This window comes from Rhodococcus sp. S3, assembly GCF_058211795.1.
In genome coordinates this window covers 532428-548618 of record NZ_CM177074.1, presented here as the reverse complement: position 1 = coordinate 548618, position 16191 = coordinate 532428, and the positions used below count along the sequence as shown (strand labels likewise).

Genomic DNA, 16191 nt, shown 5'->3' with positions numbered 1-16191 from the left:
ACGAATGTCGCTGCCGTGTCCCTCCTGGTCGCCGGGTGCTCGGCCGGGACAGCAGGAGGAGCCGCGGCGGACCCGTCGACACTGAGTCTCGCCGAATCGGCGGAGTACACGACGCTCAACCCGCTCGAATATCCCCTCGGCATCACCGGAAAGATGTATGACGGACTCGTCCGCGTCTCGGAGAACGGCACTCTCACACCGGGACTCGCTTCCGGAATGCCGATACCGGACGAGGACCTGATCACGTGGACGGTGCCGCTACGGCCGGGCGTCACGTTCTCCGACGGGTCGGCGTTCGATGCCGAGGATGTCGTCGCGGCCTACACGGCGGTGCGCGACCCCGGTTACGGCTCACCACTCGCTGCGGACTACGAGATGGTGCGTTCCGTAGCCGCGCCCGACCCGTCGACGGTCGTGTTCGAGCTGTCGTATCCCTACGCGGGACTGCCGGCGCGCCTGACGCTCGGCATCCCCGCTGCCGAGGCGATCGGGGAGTCCGTGGCCGACTCCCCGCTCGTCTCGGCACCGGTGGGGACCGGTCCGTATCGGGTTGCCGAATGGCGGCGCGGCGACTCGATGACTCTCGCGGCACGCGAGGATTGGTGGGCCGGATCGGTTGCAGTCACCACGATCCACCTGACGTTCGTACCCGACGAGAACTCCCGCGCACAGCGGGTGCGCTCGGGTGAGATCGACGGTGCTCAACTCTCCCCTCTCACCGCCGCGGCGCTCGACGGCACCGCACCCGGTCTCGAGGTGGTGACCAACCCGTCCGCCGACTTCCGGGCGATCTCGCTGCCGTCGACGCTGCCGTTCTTCACCGAGCCGGCGGTGCGTGTGGCACTCAATCTCGGCACCGACCGCGGGGCCATGGTCGACGGGATTCTGCGCGGCCACGGGGTCGCGGTGTCCACCCCGTTCACCCCCGCCCAGGGCGGCGCCTACGAACCGGCCGCTGCGTTCGAGTTCGACCCGGACGCCGCCGCAGTGCTTCTCGACGCGGCGGGGTGGCCCGTCGGCCCGAACGGGGTCCGAGTCAAAGATGGGACCGAATTCTCCTTCGATCTCATGTATTTCGCGAACGACACACTGAGGCGCGATGTCGCGCAGTCGTTCGCGTCCGACATGTCGAAACTGGGAATCGAGGTACGCCTCGAAGGCGTCGACCGCCCCCACGCGGTGGCGGGCATGCGCGACAAGGCATTCGTCCTCGGGGGCGGCGACATGCCCTACGACCCGGACGCGCAGGCCTACCGTGTCCTGCACTCCTCGTTCGCCGCGTACGACGAGAACGACGCGTACTCGAACCCTGCGATGTACACCGACGCCGAGGTCGACCGCCTGCTGGACGCCGCGCGCCGCGAACCTGACGCGCGGATTCGGGACGAGCTGTACCGCGAGCTGCAGAACCGGCTGCTGGAGAACCCTCCGATGGTGACGGCAATCGCGCTCGAGCACACCTATGTCGCTCGGGGCCTGGACAATTGGGAAGGCCGGGCCTCCGTCGTCGAACCGCACGAGCACGGTGTCGCATGGGGACCGTGGTGGAACGTCCAGGAATGGACCATCCGATGACGACGCTGCGCGCCGCCTCGCGCACGACGGGAGCGCTGCGGCTCACCGGCCGGCGCCTGGCCTGGGCACTCCCCCTGATCGTCGCCATCAGCTTCGCCGTCTTCGCCTTGGCCGCCGCGGCGCCGAGCGACGCGACCGCCGCGTTCCTCGGCGCCCGCGACGAGTTCACCGGCGCCGCGGCCCGGCACGGCGTCGATGCGCTGCTCGGCGACGGGAACTGGGTGCAGGCGTGGACCCAGTGGGGCATGGACGCGGTGGCAGGTGATCTCGGCTGGTCCACTTCGGCACGAGCCGACGTCACCGCGGTCGTCACCGCCCGCCTGCCGTGGACGCTGCTGCTCATGACGCTCGGACTCGCCGTGGCCGCGGTCGCGGGTGTCGCGCTCGCGCTCGGCGCAGCACTGCGTCCGCACGGTCTGTTCGCCCGCGGCCTCACCGCGGTGCTGTGGGCATTGTCCGCGCTGCCGTCGTTTCTCGTGGCGATGACGTTGACGGGGGTGTTCGCCCTGGGATTCGGGTGGTTCCCTGCCGGGGGGCTCACCGATCCGGGCGCGCCCGTCACGCCGGAGCAGATAGCACGTCACCTGGTGCTCCCGGTGCTGGCCGTCGCCCTGTCCCAGCTGCCGTGGATCACCCTGCACCTGCACCGCGCGACAACGGATCAGCTGTATACGACGGCGACCGAAGCCGCGCGTCTGCGCGGGGTGCCCGAGTGGCGTGTCCTGGCCCGTCACGTCCTGCCCACCGCCGCGGTCCCGACGCTCGCGATCGCCGGCGCGCGTCTGCCGGAAGTCGTCGCGGGGTCGGTGCTTGTGGAGGAGATCTTCGGACTTCCGGGGCTCGGGCAGAGTCTCGTCGACGCTGCGCTCGCACAGGACCTCGCGTTGCTCGCTGCCGCCACCGTGTTCTTGACCGTCGTGGCGCTGCTCGGCGGGCTGCTCGCCGACCTCGCCCTCGTCCGAATCGACTCGAGGACGGATCCCGATGCACTCTGATTCCGCACTGCTCGCCCGAGCCGGGTTCTCCCGGGTGCGCCGGGGCGTGTCCCTACCGTCGGGGCGCCTCGTCGCCGGGGTGGGGCTGGGCTTTCTCGTGCTGTACGCGGTGGCCGTTCCCTTCCTGCTGCCTGTCGATCCTGATCTCGTCGACTACGGCACCGGATCGACCGCGCCGACACTGCTGCACCCGTTCGGCACCGACCTCGCCGGGCGTGACGTGTTCGTCCGCGCCGCCCACGGTCTGCGCGTCTCCCTGGTGGCCGCGTTCGCCGGTGCATTCGGTGCGGTCGTGCTGGGTTCGGTCGCGGGCGCCACCTGCGCCCTGCTCGGCGGTGCCGTCGACCGCTGGGGCATGCGGATCGTCGATGCCGTCAACGCGGTGCCGCACCTGCTGCTCGGCATCGTCGTCGCGTCGGTGCTGCGCGGATCCCTGCTGACGATCGTGCTGGTCGTCGCGGCGACCCACTGGACCCAAACCGCCCGGCTCGTCCGCGCCGAGTTGCTCGCACTCGGCACCAGCGACTTCTACCGGGCATCGGTGTCGTTGGGCCTCACGCGATATCAGTTGCTGCGGTACCACGCGGCACCGCGGCTGGCAGCCCAGCTCGCGGTCGCCGTCGGGCTGCTCGTACCGCACGCCGTGTGGCACGAATCCACCCTGACGTTCCTCGGACTCGGCCTGCCCCCGCACCAGCCGTCGCTCGGCGCTCTGCTCGATCTCGGCCGGCAGGCGCTGCTCTCCGGCGCGTGGTGGACCCTCGCTGTACCGGCAGGCCTGCTCGTCGCGGTCACCGTGTGCCTGGCGGGCTGCCTGGCCGGACAGAAGGAGCACCACCATGCATGAGCACGACCGCCACCGGCATGCTGCCGCGTCGATTCGGGTTCGCGACCTGGCGGTGACCCACGGTGACACGGTCGCGCTGAACGGCATCGATCTCGACCTCGTGCCCGGCAGGGTCCACGTGCTGGTCGGTGCGTCCGGTGCGGGCAAGAGCACCGTGGTGGCCGCTCTGACCGGCACGTTGCCGCGCAACTCCCGGATCTCCGGATCCGCGATTCTCGATACGGGCGACGCCACCGTCGATCTCCTGCACGTCCCGGAACGGGTGCGACGCCGCCGACTGTCCGGACGCATCGTGGGGACCGCCCTTCAGGGGGCGGGAGGGGCGTTCACCCCCACCAGGACGATTGCGGCCCAACTCTGTGAAGCGCAGCGCGTGGCCGGTCGCGACCGTCCCCGGTTCGGCGCCGCCCATCCCCACCTCGCCGCCGGCGACACACAACACCTCGAGGAGCTCGCGCACGCGGCCGGTGCCGATCCGCGCTGGCTCGACCGCCATCCGCACGAACTGTCCGGCGGCCAACTTTCGCGCCTCGCACTCGTCGCAGCGATGGTCAACCATCCCCCGGTGCTGCTCGTGGACGAGCCGACCGCCGGGCTCGACGCCGACTCGTCGCACACCGTCGGTGCCCTGCTCGCCGCTTACGCGACCGCCGGGCACACCGTGCTCGTCGTCACGCACGACGTGGAGCTCGCCCGGCGGATCGCACACGTCGCCACCCGGATCGCGGACGGCCGGATCGTCGCGCAGGGCGATCCCGCCGATGTTCTCGCCGACGTCGCATCCATGGACCGTGCCCCGCGAGTGATCGCCCCCGATCTCCCGGCCCTCACCGCTCGGGCCGTCACCATCCGACGCGGAGGGCTGCCGGTAGTCGACGCGGCCGATCTCACGGTGCGTGCCGGTGAGATCGTCGGGGTCACCGGTTCGTCCGGGTCCGGAAAATCCACCCTTGCAGCGCTTCTCGCACGACTCGACAGCCCCGACAGCGGCCGCGTCACGCTCAACGGCGCCGAGGCCATCGGCGCCGGGCTGGATCTGGCACCGGCCGAAAGACGTCGGGTCGCATGGGTTTCCCAGCACCCACGCCAGTCGGTCGATCCGCGGCTGTCACTGCGTCGAACGATCGAACTACCCGCACGCCTCGCCGGAGTTCATGTCGACGCGAACGCGCTCGCGTCCCGCCTCGGGCTCGACAGCGCGCTGCTCGAACGACGTCCGCACGAGGTCTCCGGCGGCGAACTCCAACGCGCATGCCTCGCACGTGCGGTCGCGCTCGACCCGGAGTTCCTGGTGCTCGACGAGGTCACGTCGATGCTCGACGCGGCGACCGCCATCGACATACTGGGGTTCGTCTCCACCGAGGCATCGGCGGGTACCGGAGTGCTTCTCGTCGGCCACGACATCGCGGCACTGCACGCCGTATGCGACCGCGTGCTGGAGCTACGACCCGGCGCCGACGGTGCCGCACTCCACGAGCTCGCTGCCACCCCGCATCCACCCCTGCCGTCCCCATTTCCGGCGTTCGTTCGGCAGAGTGGACCCCTGCAGCAACTCACCCGAAAGGACTACGCATGATCCCCGCCGTCCACGGCTTCACCTCGCTCACCGGGAGCATCGGTGTCAAAGACAACCGTCCCGACTTCGCACTCCTCGGCGTGAACACACCCGAGGCGGCCTCCGCTGCGGTGTTCACGCAGTCCCGGTTCGCCGGCCCGAGCGTGCGCCTCGACCGCGAGGTCGATCTGTCGGCGCTGCGCGGAGTCGTCGTCGTGTCGGGCAATGCGAATGTCGCCACCGGAGCGCAGGGGCTCGCGGATGCCCGGCAGCTCCGGGCCTGGGCCGCAGACCGCCTCGGATGCCCGGACGAGCAGGTGCTCGTCGCCTCGACCGGTGTCATCGGCGTGCTGTACCCGATGGAACGCATGCTCGCCGGAATGGACGCTCTGCCCGCACCCGGGCCCGCCGACCTCGGTGCGGTCGCCGAGTCGATCATGACGACGGACACGCGATCCAAGTGTGCGTTCCGCACGGTCGGGAACGCCACGGTGGTCGGGGTGGCCAAGGGTGTCGGCATGATGGAACCGAACATGGCAACGATGTTGTCGTTCATCGCGACCGACGCGCAGATCGACGCGGAAGACCTCGACCGGATCTTCCGCGCAGTGGTGGCTCGCACCTACAACGCGGTCAGCGTCGATTCCGATACCTCGACATCGGATACCGCTGCTGTGTTCGCTTCCGGGGCAGCCGGTCCCGTCGACCCGACCGAGTTCGAGACAGCCCTGCTGGAGGTGTGCACCGAACTCGTGCGGATGATCGCCTCCGACGGCGAGGGCGCGAGCAAACTCATCGAGGTCCGGGTCACCGGTGCCCGCGACGACGCACAGGCCAAGCTCGTCGCCAAGGCGATCGTGAACTCACCGCTCGTCAAGACTGCCGTGCACGGCGCCGACCCGAACTGGGGCCGGGTGGCGATGGCCGTGGGCAAGTGCGAATCCGAAACCGACATCCTCGAGGAGAACGTGCGGATCGCGTTCGGTGGTCTCGAAACCTATCCGGTCCCGGCCTCCCCCGAACGCCTTGCCGCGCTCCAGGAGTACCTCGGGGGTGACGAAGTGGTCATCGAGGTGGATCTGGGAATCGCCGCCGGCGAGTTCACCGCGTACGGCTGCGATCTCACCGACGGCTACATCCGCATCAACGCGGACTACACCACCTGACCACCGAGTGGGCGAGCCTCTCCCCCTTTTTCTCGAGCGAACGGTACATCCGTCTCCTTCAATCGACCGGCCGTACCGTTCGCTCGGGAAAACCCGGGGCGCTCGGGAGAACCCGGGGCGCTCGGGAGAACCCGGGGCGCTCGGGATAACCCGACGTACTCGGGAAAACCCCTGATGCTCGGGAAAACCCGGGGTGAACCTCAGAGCCAGGTGTCCTCGGAGGCCGTGGTGAGGAACGCCTCGAGGTCGTCGCGCCACGGTGCGGGCACAGTCTTCTCCGGTTCGATGCCGGTGTACTGACCGCGGTAGAACAGCAGCGGGCGTTCCTTCTCGTCGCGCACCTCGCTGAGCGAGTCGACGCGTCCGAACACCACCCAGTGGTCTCCCCCGTCGTGCACCGATTCGACGGTGCAGTCGATGTGCGCCAGTGAGCCGGTGAGGATCGGCGACCCCAACGGTGACGGCGACCAGCCGATTCCCGCGAACTTGTCGGGTTCGCGAGATCCGAAGCGTGCGCACGTGTCCTGTTGTTCCTCGGCGAGGACGTTGACGCAGAAGCGGCCCGCTCGTTCGATGGCCGCCCACGACCGCGACTGCTTCGTGGGGCAGAACAACACGAGCGGCGGGTCGAGCGACAACGCCGCGAACGACTGGCACGCGAATCCCACAGGCGTCCCGTCGTCCTCGGTGGTGGTGATGACGGTGACGCCGGTGCAGAACTGCCCGAGCACGGTGCGGAAGGCCCGCGGGTCGATCGCACCGTTCTCTCCGGCCTCCGGCGCGGTCATTACTGCATTCCCACCGAGAAGTCGTGGCCCCACAGGCTCACGGCCGTGGATTCACGGGCGATCCAGTCGTCGTCCTCGACCTGCAGCCCCTCGCAACCGAATTCGACGTCGAATCCGCCGGGGGTCTTCATGTAGAAGGACAGCATCTTGTCGTTGACGTGGCGGCCGAGCGTCGCCGACATCTTGACCTTCTTCCGCAGCGCGCGGTCGAGGGCGAGACCGACGTCGTCGGAGTTCTCCACCTCGATCATCAGGTGCACGATGCCCGACGGGGTGGGCATGGGCAGGAAGGCGAGGCTGTGGTGGCGCGGGTTGCATCCGAAGAACCTCAGCCAGGCCGGTTTTCCGTCGGCGGGCCGGCCGACCATCTGCGGAGGCATCCGCATGGAGTCGCGCAGGCGGAAACCGAGCACGTCGCGGTAGAAGCGCAGCGATTCCTCGTCGTCGCGGGTCGAGAGCACCACATGCCCGAGGCCCTGCTCACCGGTGACGAACTTGTGCCCGTACGGGCTGACCACGCGGCGGTGTTCGAGGGCGGCACCGTGGAACGCCTCGAGGGTGTTGCCCGACGGGTCCTGGAAGACGATCAGTTCGTCGACGCGACGATCGGCGAGCTGCTCGGCGGTGCCCTCCTTGAACGGGACACCCGCTGCGGAGAGACTGTCGCGAACCGACTGGAGGTCGGCGGCGTTCGCGGTCTCCCAGCCCGAGACGAGCAGCTTGTCGGACTCGTGCGGCTCGATGACGAGCCGGGCCGGGAAGTCGTCCATCCGCAGGTACAGCGCCTCGGCATCGGTGCCCTTGCCCTCGATCATGCCGAGGACCTTGAGACCGTACTCGCGCCAGGCCGGGACGTCGGTGGCGCCGATCCGGAGATATGCCAGCGACCGGATACTCATCTATTCGACTCCATCCGTGAGGAAATCCACTGTCAGGCGGTTGAATTCGTCGAACTTCTCGAGCTGTGCCCAGTGGCCGCATCCACCGAACACGTGCAACTGTGCGCGCGGGATCATCTTCAGCGCGACGAGTGCGCCGTCGAGCGGGTTCACGCGGTCCTCGCGACCCCAGATCAGCAGCACCCGCTGACGGAGCTTGTAGGCGTCGCGCCAGAGCATCCCCTTCTCGAATTCGGCGCTGGAGAACGACTTCCCCATCGCCTTCGCCGCGGCGAGCGACTCGGGGGTGCTCGCCGACGCGAACCGCTCCTCGACGAGCTCGGGGGTGATCAGCGACTGGTCGAAGACCATGATCCGCAGGAACGCCTCGAGATTCTCGCGGGTGGGGTCGTACGAGAACCGGCCGAGATTCTTGACGCCCTCGGTGGGGTCGGGTGCGAACAGGTTGACGCTCAGCCCACCCGGTCCCATGAGGACGAGCCGTCCGGCGCGCTCAGGGTAGTCGAGCGCGAACCGCACGGCGGCACCACCACCGAGCGAGTTGCCGAGGAGGTGGACGCGGTCGGTGATCCCGATCGTGTCGAGCAGGTCCTTCAGTGCGGACGCGCTGTGCACGAAGTACTGCGGATGCTCGGTCGGCTTGTCGGACCTGCCGTAGCCGGGCTGGTCGACGGCCAGCACATGGAATCGTTGTGCCAGCACCGGAATGTTCTTTGCGAAGTTCGACCACGACGACGCGCCCGGGCCACCACCGTGGAGCAGGACGATCGTGGTGTCGTTGCCGACGCCGGCCTCGTGGTAGTGCAGGCGCAGGTCGTCGCGGACCTGCGCGAAACGGGAGGTCGACTCGTAGGTGATCTCGTCGATTGCGGTCACATCCACCCCTAGACCATCGTGTCGGTGATCGGCAGACCGAACTCGGCGGCACCGAACATCACGTAGGCACGCTCGGCGTCGTTGGCGGCGTGCACACGACCGGCGTGCGCGTCGCGCCAGAAACGCTGGATGGGTGTGCCGTCCGCGAGTGCGGTGGCACCCGAGTTCTCGAAGAGACGGTCGATCGACGTGATGGCACGGCCGGTCGCGCGGACCTGGTCGCGACGCGCCCGCAGACGAAGTTCCATCGGAACCTCCTCGCCGGCGAGGAGGTGGGCGTACTCGTCGGCGACGTTGCCCGACAGCTGGCGCCAGGCCGCGTCGATGTCGCTGGAGGCCTCGGCGATGCGCACCTTGGCGAACGGATCGTCCTTGGCCTTCTCACCGGCGTACGCTGCACGGACACGCTTGCCCTGGTGTTCGACGTGCGCCTCGTACGCGCCGTAGGCCATGCCGACGATGGGCGTCGAAATGGTCGTGGGATGGATGGTGCCCCACGGCATCCGGTAGACGGGCGCGGTGTTGCGCTCGAGCCCGGGCGAGGCGAGGTCGTTCATGGCCTTGAAGCTGAGGAAGCGGTGGCGCGGGACGAAGACGTCCTTCACCTTGACCGTGTTGGATCCGGTGCCGCGCAGACCGACCACGTGCCACACGTCGTCGATCTCGTACTCGGACCGAGGGATCAGGAAGCTGCCGAAGTCGACGGGGCGGCCGTCCTTGATGACCGGGCCGCCGACGACGACCCAGCTCGCGTGGTCGCATCCGGACGACCAGGCCCACGCACCGTTGACCTTGTATCCGCCGTCGACGACCTCACCGGCGCCCATGGGCGCATAGGACGAGGAGATGCGCACGTCGGTGTCGTCGCCCCAGACCTCTTCCTGGGCCTGCTGGTCGAAGAGTGCGAGGTGCCAGTTGTGGACGCCGATGATGCCGGAGACCCATCCGGTCGAGCCGCACGCGCTCGCGATGTTGCGCACCGCGGTGAAGAAGGTGACGGGATCGGCCTCGTATCCACCCCACTGGGCCGGTTGCAGAAGTTTGAAGAAGCCGGCCTCCTGGAGCTCCTTGATCGAGTCGTCGGGCACCCGGCGCAGATTCTCGGCCTCCTGCGCACGTTCTCGCAGCGTGGGCAGCAGAGCGTCGATCCGCTGCAGTACCTCGTGGCTGTCGTGGTCACCCACTGGACGCTCCCGTCTGTTCAGGAATTGATCGCTTGTACCGAGACTAGAACATGTTCTTATTCGTGTCGAGACACGCCACACTCGCAGGTAGACAATCCCTATGGCGGGACCAAAGTCCCCGAACCCTTCCCCTCGCGACGCGAATTCTATAACGTGTTCTAGAAGAGATTTCCGGAAGGAAGTGAGCGGACATGGCACAGATTCGCGAGATCGACGTCGGAGAGGTCCGGACGCGTTTCGCGCGAGGCTGGCACTGCCTCGGCCTCAGTCGCACGTTCAAGGACGGCAAGCCCCACGCCGTCGAGGCCTTCGGCACGAAACTCGTGGTGTGGGCCGACAGCAACGGCGACCTGAAGGTGCTCGACGCGTACTGCCGCCACATGGGCGGCGACCTGTCACAGGGCGAGATCAAGGGCGATTCGGTTGCATGCCCGTTCCACGACTGGCGCTGGGGCGGCAACGGCAAGTGCACGGACATCCCGTACGCCAAGCGTGTTCCCCCGCTGGCCCGCACCCGCTCGTGGATCACGATGGAGAAGCACGGCCAGCTGTTCGTGTGGAACGACCCCGAGGGCAACACCCCGCCCCCGGAGGTCACCATCCCCGAGATCGAGCAGTACGGCTCGGACGAGTGGACGGACTGGACCTGGAACCAGATCCGGATCGAAGGCTCCAACTGTCGCGAGATCATCGACAACGTCGTCGACATGGCGCACTTCTTCTACATCCACTACGCCTTCCCCACGTTCTTCAAGAACGTCTTCGAGGGGCACATCGCCGAGCAGTACCTCAACACCCGCGGCCGGCCGGACAAGGGCATGGCGACGCAGTACGGCCTGGAGTCGACGCTAGAGTCGTACGCGGCCTACTACGGCCCCTCCTACATGATCAATCCGCTCAAGAACAACTACGGCGGGTACCAGACCGAATCCGTGCTGATCAACTGCCATTACCCGATCACGCACGACTCGTTCATGCTGCAGTACGGCATCATCGTCAAGAAGCCGCAGGGCATGTCACCCGAGCAGTCCGACGTACTGGCCGCCAAGCTCACCGAGGGTGTCGGTGAGGGCTTCCTGCAGGACGTCGAGATCTGGAAGAACAAGACCAAGATCGAGAATCCCCTGCTGTGCGAGGAGGACGGTCCGGTCTATCAGCTCCGCCGCTGGTACGAGCAGTTCTACGTCGACGTCGCCGACGTGACGGAGAAGATGACGGGCCGCTTCGAGTTCGAGGTCGACACCGCCAAGGCCAACGAGGCCTGGGAGAAGGAGGTCGCCGAGAATCTCGAGCGCAAGAAGCGCGAGGAAGAACAGGGCAAGCAGGAAGCGGAGGTGTGACGATGAGCGCCTCGACCCGGCGGAGCAGATGGGCGAAGTCCCCGGACTTCTCCCAGTGGCCCGAGCGGGCCGAGGCCGTCGCCGCCCAGACCGCGATCGACAAGATCAATTATCTGGAGTCGGGTCAGCACGAGGTGCAGTGCCACGAGTGCGGCACGTGCGTGCTGGTGCGCAAGAACAGCCTGTCGCACACGAGCGTGCAGTGGCAGGACGATCCGGACACCGTGTGCCCGACCTTCCGCGAGACCGCCTCGCTCCGAGGCTCGTCCATCACACCGCGCGAAGGGTGTCCACAACTCCGGGAGAGCATCGACCGGGCCGTGCTCGACGGCACCCTTCCCGTACCGGACGGATCGCCCACCTGACCGACTCCGCCCCGATCGACCCCGCCCCCGATCGACCCCGCGACGGCACCGCCCCATCGGACGGTGCCGTCGCTCGTCGTCGTCCGGCCGTATCGCGTTCCAGTCCCGGTGTCGCCGCGTCTTCGCTTCACGTCCAGGACTCTTCGCATTCGGGGATGGACTCGGCACCACCATTTCTATAACGTGTTCTACATGACGAAGCAGGAGTACGACATCGTTGTCGTCGGCAGCGGTGCCGGCGGAATGACCGCCGCCATCACCGCAGCCCGCAAGGGCGCCGACGTGGTCCTGATCGAGAAGGCGCCGCGCTACGGCGGATCGAGCGCCCGATCGGGCGGCGGTGTGTGGATCCCCAACAACGAGGCACTGAAGGCCGCCGGGGTGGACGACACCCCCGAAGAAGCCCGGAAGTACCTCCACAGCATCATCGGCGACGACGTGCCCGCCGAGAAGATCGACACCTACATCGATCGCGGACCGGAGATGCTCTCCTTCGTCCTGAAGAACAGCGCCCTCGAACTGCAATGGGTGCCGGGCTATTCCGACTACTACCCCGAGGCGCCCGGCGGACGTCCCGGTGGCCGTTCGGTCGAACCGACACCCTTCGACGGCCGCCGTCTCGGTGAGGATCTCGCCCTCCTCGAACCCGACTACGCGCGCGCTCCCAAGAACTTCGTCATCACCCAGGCCGACTACAAGTGGCTGAACCTGCTCATGCGGAACCCGCGCGGGCCGGTTCGCGCCATGCGGGTCGGCGCCCGGTTCGTCTGGGCGAACATCACCAAGAAGCACCTGCTCGTCCGAGGTCAGGCGCTCATGGCCGGGCTGCGGATCGGCCTGCGCGACGCCGGTGTGCCCCTGCTGCTGGAGACGGCGCTCACCGACCTCGTCGTCGAGGACGGCGTCGTGCGCGGCGTCGAGGTGGTCGCGAACGGTGAGAAGCGCGTCATCCGTGCCCGCAAGGGCGTGATCCTCGCGAGCGGCGGTTTCGAGCACAACGCCGAGATGCGGGCGCAGTACCAGCGTCAGCCGATCGGCACCGAGTGGACCGTGGGCGCAAAGGCGAACACCGGCGACGGCATCCGCGCCGGGCAGAAGCTCGGCGCCGCAGTCGATTTCATGGACGACGCCTGGTGGGGTCCGTCCTTCACGCTCACCGGAGGCTCGTGGTTCGCACTGTCGGAGCGCAGCCTCCCCGGGTGCCTCATGGTCAACGCGGCCGGCAAGCGTTTCGTCAACGAGTCGGCGCCCTACGTCGAGGCGACGCACGCGATGTACGGCGGCGAGCACGGACGCGGCGAGGGACCGGGCGAGAACATCCCCAGCTGGCTGATCCTCGACCAGCGTTACCGCGACCGCTACACCTTCGCCGGCATCACCCCCCGCACCCCCTTCCCCCGCCGGTGGCTCGAGGCCGGGGTGCTCGTCAAGGCCGCTTCCGTCGCCGAACTCGCCGAGAAGATCGGGGTACCGGCCGACGCCCTCACCGAGACGGTGCAGCGCTTCAACGGCTTCGCGCGTGCCGGCAAGGACGAGGACTTCGGCCGCGGCGAATCCCACTACGACCACTACTACGGGGATCCGCGCAACAAGCCGAATCCGAGCCTCGGCGTGGTCGACAAGGCCCCGTTCTACGCGTTCAAGGTGGTCCCGGGCGATCTCGGCACCAAGGGCGGGCTCGTCACCGACGTCCACGGCCGAGTGGTGCGCGAGGACGGCAGCGTGATCGACGGCCTGTACGCGGCCGGCAACGCCAGTGCCCCGGTCATGGGACACACCTACGCCGGGCCGGGCGCCACCATCGGGCCGGCGATGACCTTCGGTTATCTCGCGGCCCTCGACATCCTGGACCGCACGCGTGACGAACGCGCCGAGGAGCTGCGAGAATCCGCCGACACCGTGTGACCCGATCGACCCGCGTTCGAGCCGTAGAAAGGAAGCGCCTGTGCCCATCGATCCCTCGGTTGCCGTCGGAGCCGAGCTGCCCGCTCAGGAATTCGAGTGGAGCAGCACCGATGTCCAGCTCTACAACCTCGGCATCGGCGCCGGGTCCCATCCCACCGACGCGGGCGAACTGCGTTACCTGCGGGACAAGGACCCCCAGGTGCTCCCCACCTTCGCGACCGTCGCCGCGACCTTCCACCAGGTCGAGCCGCCGAAGGTCTCGTTCCCCGGGATCGAGATCGATCTCGCCAAGGTCGTCCACGGCAGCCAGGAGGTGACCGTGCACGCGCCCATCCCCGCTTCGGGCAAGGGCCGCACGATCACCCGCATCGCCGAGGTGTGGGACAAGGGCAAGGCCGCGGTCGTCGTGCAGGAATCGGTGACCGAGGATCTCGACGGCAATCCCCTGTGGACCGCACGGTCGTCGATCTTCGCCCGCGGCGAGGGCGGTTTCGGCGGCGAGCGTGGCCCGTCGGAGTCGGTGGAGTATCCCGATCGTGAGCCGGACGCCGAGTTCGATGTGCCGACCCTCCCGCAGCAGGCGCTGCTGTACCGACTGTGCGGCGACCGCAACCCCCTCCACTCCGATCCCGAGTTCGCATCCGCGGCGGGCTTCCCGGCACCGATCCTGCACGGGCTGTGCACCTACGGCATCGTGTGCAAGGCGGTGACCGACGGTCTTCTCGACGCCGACGCATCGCGCGTGAAGGGATTCCGCGCCCGGTTCGCCGGTGTGGTCTTCCCCGGCGAGACCCTCCGGGTGCGTGTGTGGAACGACGACGACCGCAAGCTCGTGACCGCCTCCGTCGTCGAACGCGATCTCGCCCCCGCCCTGGCCGACGTGGTACTCACCGTGGCGTGATCGCCACGCCCTCCCGAAAGAGCGACATTCGAACATGACACTTCGTGATTCGTCGCCGCGCCTGTCGCGGCGCGGCTTCCTCGCGGCCGGCGCCGGTGCGCTGGCGGTCTCCGCCCTCGGTGGATGGACCCCGGTGCACGCCGTCCCCTCCGGGTCCGCGGCCTCGACGCTCCCCACTCCCCCGGCGTTCCCCGGCGGCATCGATCTCTACCAGCAGGCGTACCAGAACTGGTCGAAGGAGATCATGCTGGACGCCATCTGGACCTGCGCGCCTCGCACCCCCGACGACGTGGTGCGCCTGGTGAACTGGGCACACGAGAACGGATACACCATCCGTCCGCGCGGGGCCATGCACGGCTGGACACCGCTGACGATCGTCAACGGTGCACCCGTCGACCGGGTGATCCTCGCCGACACCATGCTCCACCTCAACTGGGTCCAGGTGAACTCCGGCGGCTCCCCCGCGACCGTCACGGCAGGTCCCGGCGCGACGCTCGACGCCATCACCACGGCACTGCAGGACCACGGTCTCGGACTCGCGAATCTTCCTGCGCCCGGCGTCCTGTCGATCGCCGGAGCACTCGCCGTCAACGCGCACGGTGCCGCGCTGCCCGCGAACGGTGAATCCACCCTCCCCGGCCACACCTTCGGGTCGTTGAGCAACCTCGTGACCGAACTGACGGCCGTCGTGTGGGACGGCAGTGCCTACACGCTGCGTACCTTCACCCGCGCCGATCCCGAGATCACCCCGCTGCTCACGCATCTCGGCCGGACGTTCATCACGTCCGTCACGCTGCAGGCCGGACCGAACTACCGCATGCGCTGCCAGTCCTTCACCGATATCACCTGGCAGGAACTGTTCTCGCCCGCCGGCGCGCCGGGACGGACCTTCGAGTCGTTCGTCGATTCGGCGGGGCGGGCCGAGGCGATCTGGTATCCGTTCACGGAACGTCCGTGGATGAAGGTGTGGTCGCTCGCACCGGAGAAGCCGGCCGGCTCACGGGAGGTGACCGGCCCGTACAACTACCCGTTCTCCGACAACGTGCCCGAACCGATCACCGACCTGCTGGGGCAGATCACGGCCGGGAACACATCGATCGCACCGGCTTTCGGACAGACCTACTACGGCGTGACCGTGGCCGGTCTCGCGGCGACGGGAGCGTCCGACATCTGGGGCTGGTCGAAGGACCTGCAGTTCTACATCAAGGCGACCACGCTGCGCCTGACCGAGGGTGGCGGTGCGGTCCTCACGAACCGCGCCAACATCGCCAACGTCATCCACGACTTCGCGCACTGGTTCTCCGAACGCATCGAGCACTACCGCAGCCTGGGACAGTTCCCACTCAACGGTCCGGTCGAAATCCGTTGCTGCGGACTGGATCAGCCAGAGGACGTCCTCGTCCCGTCGGCCGGACCGCCGACGATCGCGTCGACCCGTCCGCGTCCCGACCACCCGGAATGGGACACCGCCATCTGGCTCAACGTTCTCGGTGTCCCGGGAACTCCCGGCATGTTCGCCTTCTACCGGGAGATGGAGCAGTGGATGCGGCAGCGGTACAACGGAAGCGACTCGACCTTCCGGCCGGAATGGTCGAAGGGCTGGGCGTTCGGTCCCGACCTGCCGTACACCGACGAGCAGATCCTGACGCAAGGCCTGCCCGACACCTACCGGGAAGGTGTTCCGTCGGACGAGAACTGGGATTCGGCTCGCGCGGTCTACAACCGTCTCGATCCGCATCGGGTGTTCAGCAACACCTTCATCGACACTCTGCTCCCCTGAGCTCCCACGGGCACC

The 16191-nt window shown here is 68.1% G+C and carries 14 protein-coding genes; 10 read left to right on the top strand and 4 right to left on the bottom strand.

Annotated features, from left to right (window positions below; genetic code table 11):
- Positions 1-15 precede the first annotated feature (15 nt).
- Genes AC0LPE_RS02560 through argJ form a run of 5 tightly spaced genes read left to right on the top strand, consistent with a single transcriptional unit; the run spans position 16 to position 6138 of the window.
- On the top strand, positions 16-1575 hold the full coding sequence (locus AC0LPE_RS02560; RefSeq protein ID WP_490605541.1) for an ABC transporter substrate-binding protein: 1560 nt from the start codon (positions 16-18) through the stop codon (positions 1573-1575).
- Positions 1572-2570, top strand: a complete 999-nt coding sequence (locus tag AC0LPE_RS02555; protein ID WP_490605540.1) for an ABC transporter permease — start codon at positions 1572-1574, stop codon at positions 2568-2570. Before AC0LPE_RS02560 ends, AC0LPE_RS02555 begins: the two co-directional genes overlap by 4 nt.
- Entirely contained in the window at positions 2560-3417 is an 858-nt protein-coding gene (locus AC0LPE_RS02550) for an ABC transporter permease (protein ID WP_490605539.1), read from the top strand. The genes AC0LPE_RS02555 and AC0LPE_RS02550 overlap by 11 nt, the downstream gene beginning before the upstream one ends.
- A complete protein-coding gene (locus tag AC0LPE_RS02545) occupies positions 3410-4993 on the top strand; it encodes an ABC transporter ATP-binding protein (RefSeq protein ID WP_490605538.1) in 1584 nt (527 codons plus the stop codon). The genes AC0LPE_RS02550 and AC0LPE_RS02545 overlap by 8 nt, the downstream gene beginning before the upstream one ends.
- Positions 4990-6138, top strand: coding sequence for a bifunctional glutamate N-acetyltransferase/amino-acid acetyltransferase ArgJ (gene argJ, locus AC0LPE_RS02540; protein WP_490605537.1), 1149 nt, complete (start codon positions 4990-4992; stop codon positions 6136-6138). The genes AC0LPE_RS02545 and argJ overlap by 4 nt, the downstream gene beginning before the upstream one ends.
- Before the next feature lie 200 nt (positions 6139-6338).
- On the opposite strand, the gene hsaB is transcribed toward argJ, so the two are convergent.
- From hsaB to hsaA, 4 genes are read right to left on the bottom strand one after another with little or no spacing between them, the layout of a single operon-like run.
- Entirely contained in the window at positions 6339-6926 is a 588-nt protein-coding gene (gene hsaB, locus AC0LPE_RS02535; protein ID WP_490605536.1) for a 3-hydroxy-9,10-secoandrosta-1,3,5(10)-triene-9,17-dione monooxygenase reductase subunit, read from the bottom strand.
- Positions 6926-7825 carry an iron-dependent extradiol dioxygenase HsaC gene (hsaC, locus tag AC0LPE_RS02530; RefSeq protein WP_145692937.1) on the bottom strand — a complete coding sequence of 300 codons (900 nt, stop codon included), beginning with the start codon at positions 7823-7825 and terminating at the stop codon, positions 6926-6928. Before hsaC ends, hsaB begins: the two co-directional genes overlap by 1 nt.
- On the bottom strand, positions 7826-8701 hold the full coding sequence (gene hsaD / locus AC0LPE_RS02525) for a 4,5:9,10-diseco-3-hydroxy-5,9,17-trioxoandrosta-1(10),2-diene-4-oate hydrolase (RefSeq protein ID WP_088897605.1): 876 nt from the start codon (positions 8699-8701) through the stop codon (positions 7826-7828).
- Between the two features lie 8 nt (positions 8702-8709).
- Positions 8710-9885, bottom strand: coding sequence for a 3-hydroxy-9,10-secoandrosta-1,3,5(10)-triene-9,17-dione monooxygenase oxygenase subunit (gene hsaA / locus AC0LPE_RS02520; protein WP_016693308.1), 1176 nt, complete (start codon positions 9883-9885; stop codon positions 8710-8712).
- Between the two features lie 191 nt (positions 9886-10076).
- Here hsaA and AC0LPE_RS02515 point away from each other — a divergent pair, with 191 nt between their 5' ends.
- The 5 genes from AC0LPE_RS02515 (at position 10077) to AC0LPE_RS02495 (ending at position 16176) form a co-directional block, all read left to right on the top strand.
- Positions 10077-11225, top strand: coding sequence for a 3-ketosteroid-9-alpha-monooxygenase, oxygenase component (locus AC0LPE_RS02515; RefSeq protein ID WP_016693309.1), 1149 nt, complete (start codon positions 10077-10079; stop codon positions 11223-11225).
- A 2-nt stretch (positions 11226-11227) separates the two neighbouring features.
- Positions 11228-11590 carry a hypothetical protein gene (locus tag AC0LPE_RS02510; protein WP_026061376.1) on the top strand — a complete coding sequence of 121 codons (363 nt, stop codon included), beginning with the start codon at positions 11228-11230 and terminating at the stop codon, positions 11588-11590.
- A gap of 192 nt (positions 11591-11782) precedes the next feature.
- The gene (gene kstD, locus AC0LPE_RS02505) at positions 11783-13495 is read left to right on the top strand and encodes a 3-oxosteroid 1-dehydrogenase (protein ID WP_172415015.1); all 1713 of its coding nucleotides are present in this window, start codon (positions 11783-11785) and stop codon (positions 13493-13495) included.
- 40 nt (positions 13496-13535) lie between these two features.
- Positions 13536-14396, top strand: a complete 861-nt coding sequence (locus AC0LPE_RS02500) for a MaoC/PaaZ C-terminal domain-containing protein (protein WP_088899028.1) — start codon at positions 13536-13538, stop codon at positions 14394-14396.
- A gap of 34 nt (positions 14397-14430) precedes the next feature.
- On the top strand, positions 14431-16176 hold the full coding sequence (locus AC0LPE_RS02495) for a cholesterol oxidase substrate-binding domain-containing protein (RefSeq protein ID WP_088899029.1): 1746 nt from the start codon (positions 14431-14433) through the stop codon (positions 16174-16176).
- The last annotated feature ends 15 nt before the right edge of the window (positions 16177-16191 follow it).